Below are 20,915 nucleotides of genomic sequence, written 5' to 3'. Positions count from 1 at the left end.
CCGCCACCGGTGAGGTCAGGCAGGACTCGCGGCCTCGCGCAGGAGCTAGGCAACAATCGCGGCCCCGCGGGGACGGTGCACTGCGGTGGAGCGGTGATCACAACTCCCGCACCGACCCGACAACCCTGCACACCCGAACCCCTCAGCAACGTCCAGGTGGCCGCCACCGATGAGGTCAGGCAGGACCCGTGGCCTCGCGCAGGAGCCAGACAACAATCGTGGCCCTGGCACGCCCCGAGCGCGCGGGTGCGTGCGCACGGGGCGCCGACGCTCGCCGGTGATCGCGCTGCGGCCCGGCCTTGCGCACCCGAACCCCTCGGGCGGTAGCCGGAGTGACCACCGCTGAAGCGGGTCAGGCAGCAATCGTGGCCGTTGGCACGTCCGGGCGCGTAGCGCTGCGGTGATCGCACATCCCGGCAGCCGCGCCCGAGCCCTTTGGCGGCGGCCGGGGTGGCCGCCGCCGGTGGGGTCAGGAGGGGTTCATGGCCTCGCGGAGGGAGCGGGGGCGCATGTCGGTCCACACCTCGTCGACGTGGGTGGAGCATTCGTCCTTGGTGCCGGTGAAGCCGTCGGGGCGCCAGCCCGCGGGGACCTCGCGGTCGGCGGGCCACAGGGAGTACTGGTCCTCGTCGTTGACCAGGACCTGGAAGGCGATGTCGTCCCTCACGGTGTTGCTTCCTCTCTCTCGGACTTTCCCGGGTACCGACGCAGCGTCGGGTTGATCGTGACGAGCAGGGTGACCACCGCCATGCCCGCGGCGGCCACCAGGACGGCGGTGTCCGGCGAGACGGCCTCGACGAGCACACCGCCCAGGGCCGGTCCCAGCGCGGCCGCGCCGCCGACGACGACGCTCATGACGCCGCTGAGCCTGCCGCGCAGTTCGTCGGGGGTGAGCAGGAGCTGGTGGGTGGTGATGGTGGTGTTCGCGGTCGGCGCGAGCAGGGCCATCCCGGCGAACAGGGCGCCGAGCACCAGCCCCTGGTCGGTCAACGTTGCGAGCGGGGCGAGCGCGGTGAGCACCCAGAACACGCCGACGATGGAAACATACGGGCTGAGCACCCGGTGCAGGAACGGTGCGATGAGCGAGCCGACGATGCCACCGACCCCGAGCATCGCCGCCATGATGCCGATCTCGGCCGCCGAGACCCCGCCGCGCTCGGCGAGGACGATGACGACCAGGTAGTACGCGCTGAAGAAGAAGTTCAACGCGAGCGCGCACACGGCGGTGACCCGGACCTCCCGGTGCGCCAACACCCACCGCATGCCCTCGATGATCTCCCGCCCGAGGTGGCTGTCCTCGGTCCGCGGCGCGCGCTTCGGCATCCGGATGAACGCCAGGGCGACGAACGAGATGAAGTGGGTGACGAGGTCGAGCAGGAACGGCACCCACCGGCCGACCGCGAACAGCGCGCCCCCGAGGGCGTTGCCCGCCATCTGCCCGATGGACGACCGGGCGGCGTTGAGCGAGATGGCGGTCGCGAGCTGCGAGTCCGGCACCAACGACGGCAGGCTCGCGTCCTCCGCCGGCTCGAACAGCGCGCGGCACACACCGAGCACCACAGCCACCGCGACCATGTGCGGCACAGTCGCCGCACCAGCAACGATGACCGCCACCAACGACCCCAACGCAACAACATTGGCCGCTTCGCAAACAAGCATCACCCGCCTGCGATCCCACCGGTCGACCAACGCCCCGGCGGGCAAACCCACGACCAACTGCGCCACCGCGTCCGCCGCGAGCACCAACCCCGAAGCCGCCGCCGACCCGGTGAGCGCGAGGACCAGCAGCGGAAACGCGATCATCGACGCGCTGAACCCGATCTCAGCGCAAGCCTGCCCCAACCACAGCAGCGTGTAGTTGCGGTTCCGCGACAACGGCACCTCAACCCGCTCCACAGCCGTCACCGCACCCTCCCCAGTCCCTGGTTCCCCCACTGGGGCCGCCTCAACCCGTGGATCGCTCATCGGCCACCCGCGCAGTCTTCGGCGATCGCCAACAGGGCAGCCTCGAACTCGCCCGCCACTGCCTCGACAGTAGAGCGGTCGAAGCGGTCGGCGGCGAAGTACCAGGCGAACTCCAGGCGGCCGTTGGTGACGTCGCCGACGATGTCGATGAGGTGGCCGGTGCGGTCGGCAGCGTGGTGGTCGGAGCCGATGGCGCCCAGGGTCTCCGCGAAGAGGGAGGTGGATTCCTCGGCGGAGCGGGAGTCGAACTGGCCCAGGTAGTTGAAGGAGATCTGGGGGTCGGTGTCGTCCCGGAGAGTTCCCAGGTGGCGCAGCGCGCTGTAGCCGAAGCCGTTGCCGGGGAGTTTGCGCAACTGCTTGCGGATGTCCTTCACGATGGTGCGCCAGTTGCCCTGGGGGACGTCGAGGCCCACCGGGAACATGGTGGTGAACCAGCCGACCGTGCGCGAGATGTCCACATCGGACAGGACGTCCTCGCGGCCGTGGCCCTCGAGGTGGATGGCGACGCGGGGGTCGTCGGTCCAGCGGCCCACGGACCAGGCCAGGGCGGCCAGCAGGACGTCGTTGACCCGGGTGCGGTACGCCGTCGGGGCGCCGCGCAACAGTGCGTCGGTGGCCTCGGGGCTCAGCGACACCGACACCGCGTCCACTGCCGGTGCGCCCGCGGGGTGGTCGACGGGCAACGGTGCGACGCCGGTCACCGAGTTCCAGTACGGGAGCTCGTCGTCGAGGCCGCCCGTGGACACGAACTCGGTCAGCTTGCGCGACCACTCCTGGAACGACGTCGTCTTGGCGCCCAGGTCGATGGGCTCGCCGCGGCGTGCCTGGTGGTACGCGGTGTCCAGGTCGTCGAGCAGGATGCGCCACGACACGCCGTCGACCACCAGGTGGTGGGCGACCAGCAGCAGCCGGAAGCGGTCCGGGAAGCGGAACAGCACGGCGCGCAGCAGCGGACCGGACTCCAGGTCGAACCCGGCGTGCACCGTGTCGGCGACCTGCTCGGCCTCCGCGTCGGACGCCACCGACACCAGGTCCACAAGGGACTCGTCGGCCACGTCCGCGTTCCACTGCCGCCACCCGTCATCATCCCGGGCGAACCGCAGCCGCAGCGCGTCGTGGTGCGCGGTCAGCGCCGACAGCGCGGCACGCAGCGCGGCGATGTCCGGTTCCGCGGCCAGCTCGACGTAGTGCGCCTGGTTGAAGTGGTGGTACCCGGCCCGCGGCGTGTCGAGGAACCAGCGCTGGATCGGGGTCAGCGGGACCGGCCCCGTCACCACCGCGCGGTCGGCCGCAGTGTCCACAAAGGTCACCACCGGCGCCAGGTCGGCGATCGTCTGGTGCAGGAAGAGGTCCTTCGTGGCGACCTTCAGGCCCGCCTGCCTGGCCCGCGCCGCCACCTGGATGCTCAGGATCGAGTCACCGCCGAGGGCGAAGAAGTTGTCCGCCAATCCGACCCGGTCGACACCGAGGACGTCGGCCCACACCTTCGCCAGCGCCTCCTCCACCGGAGTCGACGGCGGCACATACGCAACGGTGCTGACAGTCAGGTCAGGTGCGGGCAAGGCCTTGCGGTCGACCTTCCCGTTCGGCGACACCGGCAACGTTGCGAGCGGCACGAACGCGGTCGGCACCAGGTGGTCCGGCTGCGTCGCAGTCAGGAACTCGCGCAAGGCGGCACCATCCGGCAACGCGGGCCCGGCGACGTAGCCGACGAGCCGCTTGTGCCCGGCGGGGTCCGTGTGCACGGCGGCAGCCGCGTCGACCACATCCGGGTGCGCGCGCAGCGCCGACTCGACCTCACCGAGCTCGATCCGGAACCCACGCACCTTGACCTGGTCATCAGCCCGGCCGACGAACACCAGCGAACCGTCGACCGTCCACCGCACCACATCGCCCGTGCGGTACATCCGCCCACCATCGAAAGGGTTGGCGATGAACCGCGACGCCGTCAACCCAGGCCGACCCAGGTACCCCCGAGCCAACCCGACCCCGGCCACGTACAGCTCCCCCGGAACCCCAACCGGCACCGGCGACAGGTCCGCGTCCAGCACATAGGCCCGCGTGTTGTCGATCGGCCGCCCGATCGGTGGCACCCCACCCGGCTCCAGCGGCGAACTCCACGTGGAGACCACAGTGGACTCGGTCGGCCCGTAGGCGTTGATCATCCGACGCCCAGGAGCCCACCGCCGCACCAGCTCGGCGGAACACGCGTCACCCCCGACGATCAGGGTCCGCAACGCGGGCAAGTCCATCTCCGGCACAGTGGCCAGCGCCACCGGCGGGATCAGCGTGTGCGAGATGCGCTGCGAGGCCAACACCTCACCGAGCTGCTCGCCCAGCAGCGGCCCCGGTGGCGGCACCACGACAGCGGCTCCCCCACCCAACGCCATGCACAGCTCAAGCACCGACGCGTCGAAGCTCGGCGACGAGAACGCCAGCACCCGGTCATCCGGCCGCACGTCGAACCGCGCCACCTCGGCCGCCGCGAAACTGGCCAGACCCGCGTGGGTCACCACGACGCCCTTGGGCTGCCCGGTGGACCCCGAGGTGTAGATCACGTACGCCGGGTTCGCCAGCGCGGGCACCGGCAGGTCACCCGAGTCGGCTTCCGGCAGCTCACCGTCGAGCACGAGCACCGGCCGCGCGTCGTCGAGCATGTACGCGATGCGGTCGTCCGGGTAGTTCGGGTCGATCGGCAGGAACGCCGCCCCGGCCTTGGTCACCGCCAGCTCGGCGACGATCAAGGACACCGACCGTCCCAACCGGACAGCCACGACCTTCTCCGGCCCGGCGCCGTGCGCGACCAACGCCCGCGCCACCCGGTCGGTCCGCGCGTCCAGCTCGCCCCAGCTCACCACGGTGTCGCCGCTGATGATCGCAGGCGCGCCCGGCCGCGCCAACGCCTGTGCCCGCACCAGCTCCGGCACGGTCCGCGGCTCGGTCGCCACAGCAGTGTCGTTCCAGTCGACCAGCACCTGCTGCCGGTCCTGCGCGGTCAGCACCGGCAGCGAACCCAGCCGTGCCGTCGGAGCGCTCGAAGCCGCGCCCAGCAGAACATCCAGGCCCGCGACGAGCCGGTGCGCGGTCGAGGAGTCGAACAGGTCGGTGTTGTAGTCCAGCGTCGCGTGCAGCCCGCCGTCCTCGACCTCGTGGAACTCGACCGTCACATCGTAGGCGGCCGTCACCACCGGGAACGAGACATCGGAGGCGTCCAGCCCGGCCAGCCCCGACGCGCGGCCCACGGCGTTCTGCAGCACGACCATCGCCTGGAACAGCGGCGTCCGGCTGGTGTCGCGCTCCGGCGCCACCGCGTCGACGACCCGCTCGAACGGCACGTCCTGGTTGCCGAACGCGTCGAGCACGGTCGACCTGACCCGGCCGACGAACTCCGCGAACGGCACCGAGGAGTCCACAGTGGAGCGCAGCACCAGCGTGTTGACGAAGAACCCGATCAGGTTGTGCAGATCCGGGTGGTCCCGACCCGCGGCGACCGTGCCCACGGCGATGTCGTCCTGCCCGGTGAACCGGTGCAGCAACGTCTGCGTCGCCGCCACCAGCACCATGAACAGCGTCGCGTCCTGCTCCCGCGCCACCGCCCGCAACTGGTCGGCGACCTCACGGGACACCGTGAACGGCACCTGCGCGCCCGACGTCGTGTGCACCGCCGGTCGCGGCCGGTCGGTCGGCAGCTCCAGCGCGGGAACCCCGGCCAGCTCGGACTTCCAGTACTCCAACTGCTCCGCGAGCACGTCGGTCCGGCCGCGTTGCCAGGCCGCGAAGTCCCGGTACCGCACCGGCAGCGCGGGAAGGTCAGCCTCGCCACCCTCCACCTCGGCCCGGTACAGCTCGGCGAGGTCGGCCATCAGCACACCAGCGGACCAGCCGTCCGTGACGATGTGGTGCATGGTCAGCGCCAGCACGTGGTCGAGCGCGCCGATCCGGAACACCACCGGCCGCACCAACGGCCCGGTCACCAGGTCGAACGGCTCCCCGGCTACCCGGTCCAGAGCAGCGGCCAGCCCAGCCTCGGTGATGTCCACGACCGGCACCGCGACCGAGGAAGCCGGGTGCACCACCTGCGTGCCCTGCCCGTCCTCGCCGTGGAACGTGGTCCGCAGCGACTCGTGCCGCGCCGACAGCGCCGTCATCGCGGCCTCAAGCGCACCCAGGTCCAGCGGCCCGCGCAACCGCACGGCCAGCGGCGTCACGTACTCGGTGCTGTTCGGCTCGAACTCCTGGAGGAACCACAACCGCTGCTGCGCGAACGACAGCGGCGACGAGGCGGAGTCCGACAGCACCGGGATCGTCTCGGCAGCGGGCGCACCACCAAGCGCGAGAGCCAGCGACTCGACGGTCGGGTTGTCGAACAGCACCCGAGGCGAGACATCGGTCCCGAGCGCGTCCCGCAGCCGGGCGACAACGCGGATGCTGAGGATGGAGTCACCACCCAGCGCGAAGAAGTTGTCCTGCGCCCCAACCCGACCGACCCCGAGCACATCGACCCAAGCAGCGGCGACGACTCGCTCGGCCTCGGTGCGCGGCGCCACGAAGTCGCCACTGTCCGTCCACTCGGGAACGGGCAGCGCACGCCGGTCCAGCTTGCCGTTGGCGGTCAGCGGAAGCGACTCCAGCTCGACGAACGCCGCCGGGACCATGTGCTCAGGCAACGACCGCAGCAGTGCCTCCCGCAGCCCGACGGAGAACCCGACCACGTACGCGACGAGCCGCTTGACCCCGGGCTCGTCCTCCCGCACCACAACGGCCACAGAGGACACTCCGGGCTGGGCGCCGATCACGGACTCGATCTCGCCGAGCTCGATCCGGAACCCGCGCACCTTCACCTGGTCATCAGCGCGCCCCACGAACACCAGCGAGCCATCCGCAGTCCACCGCACCACATCGCCCGTGCGGTACATCCGCCCACCGTCAAACGGATTCGCCAGGAACCGCGACGCCGTCAACCCAGGCCGACCCAGATACCCCCGAGCCAACCCGACCCCGGCCACGTACAGCTCCCCCGGAACCCCGGGCGGAACCGGCCGCAGGTCGTCATCCAGCACGTACGCCCGGGTGTTCGGCAGCGGACGCCCGATCGGCGGCGCCCCGTCACCAGCGGACAGCGGCGCCGTCCACGTCGCCACCACGGTCACCTCGGTCGGCCCGTACGCGTTGATCAGCCCAGTGCGCGGCGCCCACCGCCGCACCAGCTCGGCCGACGACGCGTCTCCGCCGACGATCAGCGTCCGCAGGTCCGGAAGCTCCACCTCCGGCACGGTCGCCAGCGCTACCGGCGGGATCAGCGTGTGCGTGATCCGCAGGTCCCGCAACGCGATTCCCAGCGGCTCCCCCACCAGCGGCCCGGCGGGCGGTACGACGAGCGTCGCCCCCGAGGGCAGCGCCATGCACAGCTCCAGCACTGACGCGTCGAAGCTCGGCGACGAGAACGCCAGCACCCGGTCCCCGGCGCGCACGTCGAACCGGTCGGCCTCGGCGGCGGCGAAGTTCGCCAGCCCCCGGTGCGTCACCACGACGCCCTTGGGCCGCCCGGTGGATCCCGAGGTGTAGATGACGTACGCGGGCGAGTCGACCGCGATGTCCACCTCCGGCGCGGTGTCCGGGAACCCGGTGGCGACCGGCAGCGCGTCGAGGGTGATCACCGGCTGCGCGTCGTCGAGCATGTACGCGATGCGCTCGGCCGGGTAGCCCGGGTCGATCGGCAGGTAGGCGGCCCCGGTCTTGAGCACCGCCAGTTGCGCGACCACCAGGTCGATCGACCGGGGCATCTGCAGCGCGACGATCTGCTCGGCCTTGGCACCGAGGGTTCGCAGCAGGTTCGCCACCCGGTTCGCGGCGGCGTCCAGCTCGGCGTACGTGAGCGCCCGGTCCCCCTGCTCGACCGCGATGGTCCCCGCCTCGCCCCGCACCAAAGCAGGGAAGGCAACAGGCTCGACCTCGGCGGCCGTGTCGTTCCAGCCGTCGAGGACCAGCGCCTGCTCGGCCTCGGTGAGCCACGGCAGCTGCGCCAGGTCCCGGGTCGGGTCCTCGGTCAGCGCGGACACCAGCGCGACCAAACGGTCCACAAGGGTCTGTGCCGTGCCGTCAGCGAACAGCGCCGGGTCGTACCCCAGCTCCACGCGGAGCCGGTCGCCGTCGAGGTGCGCGGACAGGCTCAGCGCGAGCGTCGTCGCCTCGGCCCCGTCCACCGTCTCGACGTCCGGCGCACCGTCAGTCTCGGCACCATCCGGGAAGTTCTCGAACGCGACGACGCTGTCGAACAGCGACTCGACCCCGCTCCACGCCTGGACCTGGGCCAGCGAGACGTGGTCGAACCGCCGCGACTCCGCCTGCGCCGCCTGGAGTCCACGCAGCCAAGGCAGGGCGCTGCCGCGGGTCTCGACCAGCACCCGGCTGGCGACGGTGTTGATGAACATGCCGACCATGTCCTCGACCCCGGGCAGGTCGGCGGGCCGACCGGACACCGTGGTGCCGAAGACGACCTCGCGGTCGCCGCTGTAGCGCGACAGCAGCAGCGCCCACGCGCCCTGGACCACCGTGTTCAGCGTCAACCCGTGGGCACCGACCTCCCCGACCGGCAGCGCGGCGCGGACGTGGGCGCTGGACTGGGCCCGGTGCGCGTCGACCGGCGGGCGGTCGTACGGCAGCGCGGTCGGCCCCTCGACCCCGGCGAGCACCGCGCGCCAGTGCCGCTCGGCCGCCGTCGAGTCCTGCTCGGCCAGCCACGCCAGGTAGTCGCGGAACGGCCTGCGGGCAGCCAGGGTGGCGCCTGCGTAGCGGGCGAGGACATCGGAGAACACCTGCGCGGTGCTCCAGCCGTCGAGCAGCAGGTGGTGCGACACCCACAGCAGGTCGACCACGCCCGGCTCGACCTCGTGCAGCACGACCCTGGTCAGCGGCCCGCGCGCCAGGTCGATGCCGACCTCGCCGATCGGCCCGTACTCCACCGAGATCTGCGAGCCGACGTGCACGACCTGCACCGGCTCCGCCACGCCCTGCCATACGACGCGGCTGCGCAGCACCGGGTTCTGCTCGGCGACCTCGTGCCAGGCCTGGCCGAGGCGCCGCACGTCGGTGACCCCGCGCAGCCGCACCTGGGTGCGGTTGACGTAGGAGTCGGCGTCGAGCAGTCCGTGGAACAGCATCCCGGCCTGCAACGGGGTCAGCGGGTAGATGTCCGCGATGTCCGAACCGTCGCCCACCAGCACGTCCACTTCGGACTGGGCCAGGCGGGCGAGCGGGAAGTCGGACGGCGTGCGGCCACCGGCGCCCGGCTCGGCGCAGTGCGCGACGATCTCCCGCAGCGCGGCGACCATCCGCTCGGCGACACCCCGGACCGTGGACTCGTCGTGGATTCCCGGCGCGTACTCCCAGTCCAGGGTCAGCACACCACCGGTGACGGCGGCCGTGACATCGATCAGGTGGCTGCGCGGCATGACCGGCCCCTGGCGCTCCGGGTCGGCCACCTGGTCGCGCAGCAGGTCACCGGAGCCGTCACCGGCGTCCCAGCGGCCCAGGTAGTTGAACGCGATATCCGGCTCGGGCGTGTGGTCGAGGCTGCCCTTGATGTAGCGCAGCGCCTCGTAGCCCAGGCCCCGGTTCGGGATCGCGCGCAGCGACTCCTTGACCGCCTTCAGCGTGTCGGACCACCGGTCGGCGACGGGCAGCGCGACCGGGAACTGGCTGGTGAACCAGCCGACCGTGCCGCCGATCTCCAGGCCGTCGATGACCTCTTCGCGGCCGTGTCCCTCCAGCGTGATCAGGGCGTGCGGCTGCCCGGTCCAGTCGGTGACGGCGCGGGCGAGCGCGGCGAGCAGCACGTCGTTGACCTGGGTGCGGTAGACGTCCGGGATCTGGTGCAGCAGGGCGTCGGCGGGCATCGAGACGCTGAACCCGGCGGCGGTGTCCTTGTCGCCGTGACCGTCCACGGGCAACGCCGGGGTCGGCGGGATCGCCTGCCAGTGCGGGAGGTCGGCGTCGAACCCGCCGCCGAGGGTGAGGTCGGCCAGCCGGTGCGCCCACTGTCCGAACGGGACGGCGGGGGCGAGGAACTCGCCGCGGTGGGCGCGTTCCAGGTCGGCCAGCACGACCCGCCACGACACCGCGTCGATGACGAGGTGGTGGACCTCCAGGTGCAGCCGGTCCTGCTCGATGACGGCCCGCACCATCCGGCCCGCGGCGATGTCGATCTCGTCGGTGATGCCGGAGTCGGTCGGCTCCTGGACCCACCCGGCGTCGGTTTCGAAGAAGCGGGTGCGCAGCGCGGGGTGGTGCTCGACGACCCGACCGACCGAGGCGAGCAGCCGGTCGCGGTCGACGCCGGGGGCCAGCTCGAAGGTCATCGCCATGGTGAAGTGGTTGCGCTGCTGCGCGGTGTGGGTGGCGAAGAACCAGTGCTGGATGGGGGTCAGCGGCGCGGGACCGGTGATCACCGGCTGCGCGACGGCGACGGCGGTCGGGGTCGCCACCGTGGCCAGCTCACCGATGGTCTGGCGGACGAACACGTCCTTGGAGGTGATCGCCAGACCGGCCGCCCTGGCCTGGGACACGACCTGCATGCTCAGGATCGAGTCGCCGCCGAGGGCGAAGAAGTTGTCCGTCGCCCCCACCTCGGGCAGGCCGAGGACCCCGGCCCAGATCCCGGCGAGGGTGGTCTCGGTGCCCGGTCGCGGCGGCACGTGCGTGGCGGCCACGATGGTCGGCTCGGGCAGGGCGCGGTGGTCGAGCTTGCCGTTGTGGGTCACCGGCAGCCGGTCGAGCAGCACGAACGCCGAGGGCACCATGTAGTCCGGCAGCGTCACCCGCAGGAACGCCGCGAAATCGCTGTGCTGTCCAACAGCGCCATCCCCGACTGTGCCATCGCCGACCACGTAGCCGACAAGCCTGAGGTGACCGCCATGCGGCCGGGCGACGACAGCGGCGTCGCGGACGTTCTCGTGGCGCAGCAGGGCCGCCGTCACCTCGCCCGGCTCGACCCGGTGTCCACGGATCTTGACCTGGTCGTCGGCGCGCCCCAGGAACTCCAGGGTCCCGTCAGCGAGCCAGCGAGCCCGGTCGCCCGTGCGGTACATGCGGCTGCCCGAGGCGCCGAACGGGTCGGCGACGAACCGGTCCGCGGTGAGCCCTGGTCGCCCGAGGTACCCGCGGGTGACCTGCGGTCCGGCCAGGAACAGCTCGCCGGGCACGCCGATGGGCTGCGGGTGGACGTCCTGGTCGAGGACGTACGCGCGGGTGGTCGACAGCGGGCTGCCGATCGTGGCGCGGTCGCCGGTGATCGTGGCCCACGTGGCGTCGACGGTGACCTCGGTCGGCCCGTAGAGGTTGACCGCCGTGAGGTCGGCGTCCGCCAGTTCACGCCACAGCGCCGGGTCGATGGCCTCGCCGCCGAGGGTCAACAGCCGGAGACCGGCGTCGAGCAGACCGGCCTCGACCAGGCGGCGGGCGTGCGCGGGGGTCACGTCCAGCGCGTCGAGGTTGGCCGTGGCGTAGCTGACGAGGGCGTGCGGGTCGAGCCGGGTGTCCTCGTCGAGGACGTGCAGGGTGTGCCCGGCGGCCAGGAACAGCAGGCCCTCGACGGCGGTGTCGAAGGAGAACACCGAGGTCTGGCCGTAGCGCAGGCCGGGGCCGAGCGGGTCGATCAGCTCGGCCACCTGGTGGGCGGCGAGCGCGGCCAGGTTGCCGTGGTCGACCACGACGCCCTTGGGGGTGCCGGTGGACCCGGAGGTGTGGATCACGTAGGCGGCGCCGCGCGGGTGCGGGTCGACCTCGAGTGCGGAGTCGTCCCAGCCATCCAGGTCGGGCATGGCGTCGAGGACGACCGTGGGGGCGGCGTCGGCGAGCAGGAACTCGACCCGCTCGTGCGGCAGCGTCGTGTCGATCGGCAGGTAGGCGGCGCCGGACTTCAGCGTCGCCAGGATCGCGACGACGACGTCGGCCGAGCGGGGCAGGGCAAGCGCGACCAGGCGCTCCGGCCCGGCGCCCCGGGCGACGAGGTAGCGGGCCAGCCGGTTCGCGGCGGACTCCACCTGCGCGAACGTGCGCCGGTCCGACCCGAACACCACGGCGTCCGCGTCCGGGATGCGGGCGGCCTGGTCGGCGAACAGCCTGGTCAGCGGGGTGAACTCGCCGTCGCGGGTGCCCTGCCACGCCTCGATCCGCTGCCGCTCGGCGGGGTCCAGAAGTTCGATGTCGCCCGCCACCTGGTCGGCGTCGGCGGCGATGGCGGTGAGCAGCGCGGTCAGGTGCCCGGTGAGGCGCTCGACGGTGGAGAGGTCGAACAGGTCCGGGTTGAACTCGACCGCGCCGCGCAGGCCGGTCGTCGACTCCTGGAACTCGACGGTCAGGTCGTGGGTGGCGGTGGTGACCGGGATGTCCACCTCGGTGACGGTCAGGCCCGCGATCGCCGGGACCTCGTCCGGGGTGTTCTGCAGCAGCACCATCACGTCGAACAGCGGGCTGCGGCTGGCGTCGCGCTCGGGGGCCACCGCGTCCACGACCCGCTCGAACGGCACGTCCTGGTGGGCGAAGGCCTCCAGCGCGGTGGCCCTGGCCCCGGCGAGGACCTCGGCGAACGGCGCCCGCAGGTCCACAGTGGAGCGCAGCACGACGGTGTTGACGAAGAACCCGACGACCCGCTCCAGCTCCGCGCGGTCACGCCCGGAGGCCACGGTGCCCAGCGCGATGTCCGATTGGCCGCTGTAGCGGGCGAACAGGACCTGGCAGGCGGCGAGCAGGGTGGTGAACAGCGTCCCGTCGACCCGGCGGCCGACCTGGCGCAGCGCGTCCAGGGTCGCGGCGGGCAGGGTGAACTCGTGCTTGGCCCCCGAGGTGGTGCGCACGGCGGGGCGCGGCCGGTCGGTCGGCAGTTCCAGCGGCTGGATCCCGGCCAGCGCGGCCTGCCAGAAGCCGACGTCACTGCCCTGCTCCCGCTGCCACGCCGTGAAGTCGGTGTAGCGGACCGGGATCTCGGGCAATGAGGCGTCCACACCGGACAGCTCGGCCCGGTAGAGGGTGGCGAGGTCGTCGGTGAGGACGGCGGTGGACCACCCGTCGGTGACGATGTGGTGCAGCGTCAGGATCAGCACGTGCTCCCGCGGCGCGACCCGGACGAGGGTGGTGCGCAGCAGCGGGCCCTGTCGCAGGTCGAACGGCTGGGCGCTCTCCCGCTCCAGCACCGCTGACGGGTCACCGTCCACAACGGCCAAGTCGGCCGGGTACGGCTCGTGGACGATCTGCACGGCCTCGCCGCCGACCTCGTCGAACGTGGTCCGCAACGACTCGTGCCGGGCGATGAGCGCGGTCAACGCCGAGGTCAACGCGGTCACGTCGAGATCGCCGGACAACCGCAGCGCGGTCGGGCTGACGTACTCGGTGTCGCCCGGCTCGAACTGGTCCAAGAACCAGAGCCTGCGCTGCGCAAACGATTGCGGGACCGGTCCGCTGTGGTCGAGGACCGGGATGGCGTCGGTCCGCTCCCCCGGCACGGCCCTGGCCAGGGCGGCGACGGTCGGGTGGTCGAACACCGCGCGCGGCGAGATCTGGGTGCCGAACGCGGCGCGCAGCCGCGACACCACCTGGATGCTCAGGATCGAGTCGCCGCCGAGGGCGAAGAAGTTGTCCTCGGCGCCCACCTCGGGCACCCCCAGGACATCGGCCCACGCGGCGGCCACGACGCGCTCGGCCTCGGTGCGCGGCTCGACGTGCGCGGTGGTGGCGGTGAACTCCGGCGCGGGCAGGGCGCGGCGGTCGAGCTTGCCGCTGGCGTTGACCGGCAGGGCGGGCAGCGCGATGACGGCGGCGGGCACCATGTAGTCCGGCAACTGCTTGGCCAGCTCGGCGCGCAGATCGCCGTCGACGGCTCCAACGACGTAAGCAACCAGGCGGGTCCCGGTGGCGTCGGTGAACGGGACGACAGCGGCGTCGCTGATCCCCGCTCGCTCCCGCAGCACTGCCGCGATCTCGCCGGGTTCGATGCGGAACCCGCGGATCTTGACCTGGTCGTCGGCGCGGCCCAGGTAGTCGAGCAGCCCGTTCTCGGTCCAGCGGACCCGGTCGCCCGTGCGGTACATGCGGGTGCCGGACGCGCCGAACGGGTCGGCGATGAACCGGGACGCGGTGAGCCCGGCGCGGTCGAGGTAACCGCGAGCGACCTGGACGCCCGCGAGGTACAGCTCACCGGGGACGCCCGGCGGCAGCGGGTCGAGGTTCTCGTCGAGCACGTACGCCTGCGTGTTGCGCAGCGGGCGGCCGATCAGCGGGCGCTCGGCCTCGCCGGAGAACAGGACCGTCGCGTCCACTGTGGTCTCGGTGGGGCCGTAGTAGTTCACGACCCGCACGCCCTTGGCCTGCGCGTCCCGCCACAGCTTCTCCGACAGCGCCTCGCCGCCGAGCATCAGCACCTTGAGCCCGCTGTCCAGCAGCCCGGCGGCGGCCAGGTGCGTGGCGTGGGTGGGGGTGAGGTCGACGTACTCGATGCCGCGCGTGCTGACGTAGTCGACGAACGCGGCCGGGTCGATGCGCAGGTCCGAGTCGATGACGTGCACCTCGTGCCCGTCGACCAGGAACAGCAGGCCCTCCAGCGACGTGTCGAACGAGAAGGTCGCGGTCAGCGCGAACCGGGTGCGGTCGACGCTGGTGATGTCGACCCGGTGGTCCTGGTGCAGCGCGGACAGGTTGCCCTGGCTGATGACGACGCCCTTGGGCCGCCCGGTGGAGCCGGAGGTGTAGATGATGTACGCGGTCTGCTCCGGCCGGATCTCCCGGCCGGGGCTGGTCTCCGGGAAGCCGCTGGTGTCGGTCGTGCCGTCGAGCACCAGCACCGGCTTGGCGTCGTCGAGCAGGTAGGCGACGCGGTCGGCGGGCAGGGTCGGGTCGACCGGCAGGAACGCCGCACCGGCCTTGCCCACGGCGAGGATCGCGATCACGGTGTCCGCCGACCGGGGCATGGTCAGCGCGACGACGGTCTCCGGACCGGCGCCGTCGGCGATCAGCTTGTGCGCCAACCGGTTCGCGGCCGACTCGACCTCGGCGAAGGTCAGGACGCGGTCGCCGAACACCAGCGCGGTCGCGTCGGGGGTGCCGGCGGCCTGCCGCTCGAACACCTCGGTGAGCGGCTCGTACGGCAGCGGGTGGTCGGTGTCGTTGAACGCGCGGAGAACCCGCTCGCGGTCCTCAGCAGACACCCAGGGCAGCGTGCCGATGGCCCGGTCCTGGTCCTCGACCAGCGCGGTCACCAGAGTGCGCAGCCACGACGCGACCCGCTCGGCGGTCGGCCGGTCCAGCAGCGCGGGGTCGTAGCCCAGGTCGAGGTGGACCCGGTCATCGACGTGCGCGGACAGGGTCAGCGGCAGGTTGGTCGTGTCGACCGCCGTGACCTCGGTGACCCGCACGCCGCCTTCGCGGGAAGCGTCCTCGAAGGGGTAGTTCTCGAACACGACGACGCTGTCGAACAGCGCCGCGCCCGGCTCGACCGCGCTGTGCGACTGGATGCGCGAGAGCGCGAGGTAGTCGAACCGGCGCGACTCGCTCTGCGCGGCCTGGATGTCGCGCAGCCACGCCCCGGCCGGACGCGAGGGGTCGGCGAGGACCCGGGTCGGGACGGTGTTGATGAACATGCCGACCATCGACTCGACGCCGCTGAGCTCGGCGGGCCTGCCGGACACGGTCGTGCCGTAGACGACGTCGGTGGTGCCCGCCCAGCGCGCCAGCAGCAGCGCCCACGCGCCCTGGACGACGGTGTTGACCGTCAGCCCGGCCCGCTGCGCGGCGGAGCGCAGCCGCTCGGACTCCGCCGGGTCGATGATCGTCTTCACCGACGCGCTCGACTCGGTCCGGTGCGCCTGCGCGGGAGCGTGGTCCCACGGCACGGCCACCGGCTCGGCGAACCCGGCCAGCACCCCGGCCCAGTGCGCGTCGGCAGCCGCACTGTCCTGTTCGGACAGCCACCGCACGTGGTCGCGGAACGGCCTGCGCACCGGCGCGGTGGGCGCGGTGCCCTCGACCAACGCCGTGTAGCGCTCGACGACCTCGCCGAAGACCTGCGCGGTGCTCCACCCGTCGAGCAGCACGTGGTGCGACGACCACACCAGCAGCACGCGGTCATCGGTCAAGCGCAGCACTGAGATGCGCAGCAGCGGCGCGCTGTCCAGAGTGAACGGCTTGGCGCGGTCGACGGCCAGCAGGTGGGTCAGCGCCTTGTCCTGGTCGCGCTCGGACAGGTCGCGCCAGTCGCGGACGTCGGCGTCGAGCGGCACCGTGCGGCGCACCACCTGCACCGGCTCGGCGACATCGGCCCACACCACGGCCGTGCGCAGCACCGGGGTTCGGTCGACGACGGTCTGGAACGCGGCGACCAGCGCGGTCGGCTCGGTGACGCCGTCGAGCACGAGCCGGACCTGGTCGACGTAGGCGCCGTTGTCCGGGTCGACGAGGCTGTGGAAGACCATGCCCGCCTGCAACGGCGTCAGCGGGTAGATGTCCTCGATGTCGGAGCCGTCGCCCGCGATGGTGTCCACCTGGGACTGGGTGAGGCGCGCGAGCGGGAAGTCGGACGGGGTGCGGCCACCGGAGCCGGGGGCGGCGCAGTGCGCGGCGATCCCGCGCAGCTCGGCCAGCATCGCTTCCGCCAGCCTGCGCACGGTCGCGCCGTGGTGCAGCGCGGTCGAGTACTCCCAGGTCAGCACCAGCTCGTCGGACTCGACCAGGCCGATGACGTCGAGGTCGAAGTCGCGCTCGGCGGTCGGGTCGACCTCGGGACCGGCGTCGGAGCGGGCGCCGAGCGGGCCGTTCTCGTCGTCGGTGTCGAAGCGGCCGTGGTAGTTGAAGCTGATGCGCGGCAGCGGGCGCCCGGCCAGCGGGCTGTCCGGGGTCAGGTAGCGCAGCGCCTCGTAGCTGAGGCCGTTGTGCGGGACCGCGCGCAGCTGCTCCTTGACGGACTTGAGCACGGTGTCCCAGTCACCGCCGGGCATGTCGAGCGCGACGGGGAACTGGGTGGTGAACCAGCCGACCGTGCGGGTCAGGTCGGCGCCGTCGACGACCTCCTCGCGGCCGTGGCCCTCCAGGGTGATCGCGGCGGTGCGCTCGCCCGTCCACCGGGTCAGCACCCGGCCGAGCGCGCTGAGCAGGACGTCGTTGATCCGGGTGCGGTAGCGCTCGGGCACGGTGCGCAGGACGGCGTCGGTCACGGCGGGCTCGAGCCGCACGGTGACGGACGCGGTGGTCCCGGCGGTGTTCTTGCCCGTGGTGTCGGAGGTCCGGTCGGTCGGCAGCGGCACCGGGTCCGGCACGGCGGTCCAGTGGTCGAGCGCGGAGTCCAGGGCACCGGAAGCGACCAGGTCGCCGAGGCGGTGCGACCACTCGGCGAACGTCGTGCCCACTGCGGGCAGGTCGACGGGCTTCTGCTCGCGCAGGTGGCCGTAGGCGGTGACCAGGTCGTCGAGCAGGACGCGCCACGACACGCCGTCCATGACGAGGTGGTGCACGGTGAGGAAGAGCCTGCCGTCGTCGAGGAGCAGAGCGCGCAGCAGCGGGCCGTCGGTCAGGTCGATCTCCGCGCGGGCAGCCTCGATGCCGCCGCCCCTGGCGAGGTCCACCTGGATCTCGGCGGGTTCCTGCCGCCACTGGCCGTCGACCTGGCGGAACCGGCTGCGCAGCGCGGCGTGGTGGCCGACGACGGCCCGCAGGGCGCCTTCGAGTGCGGTGAGGTCGGTGTCCTCGGCCAGGTCGAACAGCACCGACATGGTGAAGTGCGCGCGCGGGCCGTGGGTCTGGAAGAACCAGCGCTGGATCGGGGTCAGCGGCGCGGGGCCCTCGGGGATCGCCTGCTCGGTCGGCGCGGCCTCGCGGGTGACGACCAGCGCCAGCTCGGCGATCGTCTGGTTGACGAACACGTCCCGCGAGGTCAGCCGCAGCCCGGCCTGGCGGGCGCGGGACACGATCTGGATGCTGAGGATCGAGTCGCCGCCGAGGGCGAAGAAGTTGTCGGTGACCCCGACCCGCTCGGTGCCCAGGGCGTCGGCCCACAGCTGGGCCAGCAGCTCCTCGGTCTCGTCGCGCGGGGCGACGTACTCGGCCTCCGCTGCCGCGCTGAACTCGGGCGCGGGCAGGGCCGCCTTGTCGAGCTTGCCGTTGCGCGTCATCGGGAGCCGGTCGAGCCCCACGAACGCGGCGGGCACCATGTAGTCGGGCAGCGTCTCCTTCAGCGCCGCGCGCAACTCGTTGGTGTCAAAGGCGTCGGCGACGAGGTAGGCGACGAGCCTGCGGTGGCCGCCGTCCTCGCGGGCCACGACAGCGGCCTCCCGGATACCCGGGCGGGCCAGCAGCGCGGCCTCGATCTCGCCGGGCTCGATGCGGAAGCCGCGGATCTTGACCTGGTCGTCGGTGCGGCCCAGGTACTCGACGGTGCCGTCGCTGGTCCACCTGGCCAGGTCACCGGTGCGGTACATGCGCGAACCGGCTGGCCCGAACGGGTCCGCGACGAACCGGTCGGCGGTCAGCCCGGGGCGGTGCAGGTAGCCGCGGGCGAGCTGGGCGCCCGCGATGTGCAGCTCGCCGGGGACGCCGACAGGCAGCGGCCGGAAGTCGGCGTCGAGGATGTACGCCTGGAGGTTGCGCAGTGGGCGGCCGATCGTCGCCCGCTCTCCACCAACCACAGTGGACAGTGCGTCGACGGTGGTCTCGGTGGGGCCGTAGAAGTTGTGTACTGCCGTGTCCGGCAGCGAACCCAGCTCACGCCACAGGTCGTCGCCGAGGGCCTCGCCGCCGAGCATCAGCACGGCGGGCTTGTGGTCGGGGTGGGCGAGCAGACCGGCGGGCAGGAGCTTGCGCAGGTAGGACGGGGTCAGGTCGAGGAAGTCGATCCGCTCGCGGACCACGTAGGCGACCAGCGCGTCGGGGTCGAGGCGCACGTCGTCGCCGAGCAGGTGCAGCTCGTGGCCGCCCGCCATCAGCACGGGACCTTCGAGCGAGGTGTCGAAGGAGAACACGGCCGAGAGCGCGACCCGCAGCCGGTCACCACCGGCGAAGTCGGCGCGGTGGCTGTGCAGCAGGTTCACCAGCGCCCGGTGCTCGACGGCGACGCCCTTGGGCTTGCCGGTCGACCCGGAGGTGTAGATGACGTACGCGGTGTTGTCCGGCCGCAGCCCCACCTCGGGGTCGGTGTCCGGGCCGTCGACAAGCGCTGCGGTATCCAGGGCAGTGTCAATGACCAAGACAGCGCCGGAGTCCTCGACGAGGTGGGCGCGGCGCTCGGCGGGCAGCGACGGGTCGACCGGCAGGTACACCGCACCCGCCTTGAACACGCCGAGCTGGGCGGCCACGGCGTCGACCGAACGCGGCAGCGACACAGCCACTACCTGCTCGCGACGCACACCCTGTGCAACGAGGTGGTGCGCCACGCGGTTCGCGCGGGCGTTGAGTTCCGCGTAGGTCAGCGCCTCGCTGGCGAATACCAGCGCGGTCGCGTCCGGCGTGCGGCGGGTCTGCTCCTCGAACACAGCGGGGAAAGTGGCCGCGGCGACGGGCAGGGCGGTGTCGTTCCAGCCCTCGGTGACGGTCCGCAGTTCGGTGCCGGTCAGCCAGGGCAGCTCGGTCATCGGCCGGTCCGGGGCGGCGGCGATGCCCGCGAGCAGGGTCAGCAGGTGCCCGGCGAACCGCTCGACGGTCGCCGGGTCGAACAGGTCGGTGCTGTACTCCAGCACGCAGTCGAGCTGGTCGGCGCGCTCGCTGAACTCGATGCTGAGGTCGAAGTTGGCCGCCCAGCGGCGCAGGTCGACCTCCGCCACGGCGAGACCGGGGAACTCCGGCAGGCCGCGGGAGGCGTTCTGCAGCAGCACGAGCACGTCGAACAGCGGGTTGCGGCTGGGGTCGCGGGGCGCGCCGACTGCCTCGACGAGCCGGTCGAACGGCACCTCGTCGTGGCTGAAGGCGTCGAGCGCGGTGCCGTTGACAGCGCGCAGGAAGTCGACGAAGCTGGTCTTCTGGTCCACAGTGGAGCGCAGCACGACGGTGTTGACGAAGAACCCGATGACCTTGTTCAGCTCGGCCCGGCCGCGCCCGGCGGTGACGGTGCCCAGGGCGACGTCGTCCACACCGCCGTAGCGGGCGACGAGCAGCTGGCTGGCGGCCATGAGGGTGGTGAACATCGTGGTGTCGTTGGCGCGCGCCAGGTTCGCCAGCCGCGCGGTGACAGCGGCGGAGACGGTGAACTGGTGCGCCGCACCGGCCGGGGTGCGCACCGGCGGGCGTGGGCGGTCGGTGGGCAGGGCCAGCGGTTCGACCCCGGACAGCGCCTCCCGCCAGTACGCCAGGTGCTTGTCCATCGACGGGCCGGTGAGCCGTTCTTGCTGCCACGCGGCGAAGTCGGCGTAGTGCAGCGTCGGCGCGGGCAACTCGCGCCCGGCGTACAGCTCGGAGAGTTCCTCGGTGAGCACCGCCAACGACCAACCGTCGACCGCGATGTGGTGCACCGTCAGCAACAGCACGTGCTCCCGCTCGCCCAACCGCAGCAGCAGAGCCCGCAGCAGCGGACCTCGGCGGAGGTCGAACGGCTGCGAGAACTCGGCTTGCAGGGTGTCCGCAAGCGCTTGCTCGGTGCAGTCGGCCGTCCGGACGTCGATCTCGACCGACTCGTGCACGATCTGCACGGGCCTGCCGTCGTCCTCGCGGAAGGTGGTGCGCAGCGACTCGTGCCGGTTCGCCAGGGCGCGGATGGCGGTGGTGAGCGCGGGGGCGTCGAGCTCACCGGTGAAGCGCAGGGCGGTGCCGGAGTTGTAGTCGTTGCCGCCGGGGTTGAACTCGCTGAGGAACCACAGCCGCTGCTGGGCCGACGACAGCGGAAGCACGCCGTCGCGGGGCGCGGTCGGGATGGTCTCCACCTTGGCGGGACCGGCCTTGCCCGCGAGGCGCTTCTCCATCTGTGCGCGGAGGTGGGCCGGGAG

3 protein-coding genes are annotated in these 20,915 nt (G+C 72.2%); all 3 read right to left on the bottom strand.

Annotated features, from left to right (window positions below; genetic code table 11):
* Positions 1-469: 469 nt before the first annotated feature.
* Genes BMY07_RS23480 through BMY07_RS23470 form a run of 3 tightly spaced genes read right to left on the bottom strand, consistent with a single transcriptional unit; the run spans position 470 to position 20,891 of the window.
* The gene (locus BMY07_RS23480) at positions 470-667 is read right to left on the bottom strand and encodes an MbtH family protein (RefSeq protein ID WP_092782700.1); all 198 of its coding nucleotides are present in this window, start codon (positions 665-667) and stop codon (positions 470-472) included.
* Positions 664-1,905, bottom strand: a complete 1,242-nt coding sequence (locus tag BMY07_RS23475; protein ID WP_245782598.1) for an MFS transporter — start codon at positions 1,903-1,905, stop codon at positions 664-666. Before BMY07_RS23475 ends, BMY07_RS23480 begins: the two co-directional genes overlap by 4 nt.
* Before the next feature lie 56 nt (positions 1,906-1,961).
* The gene (locus BMY07_RS23470) at positions 1,962-20,891 is read right to left on the bottom strand and encodes a non-ribosomal peptide synthase/polyketide synthase (protein ID WP_245782597.1); all 18,930 of its coding nucleotides are present in this window, start codon (positions 20,889-20,891) and stop codon (positions 1,962-1,964) included.
* Positions 20,892-20,915 lie beyond the last annotated feature (24 nt).

Source organism: Actinokineospora terrae, from assembly GCF_900111175.1.
GTDB classification, from domain to species: domain Bacteria; phylum Actinomycetota; class Actinomycetes; order Mycobacteriales; family Pseudonocardiaceae; genus Actinokineospora; species Actinokineospora terrae.
This window is presented reverse-complemented; position numbering and strand designations above follow the sequence as displayed.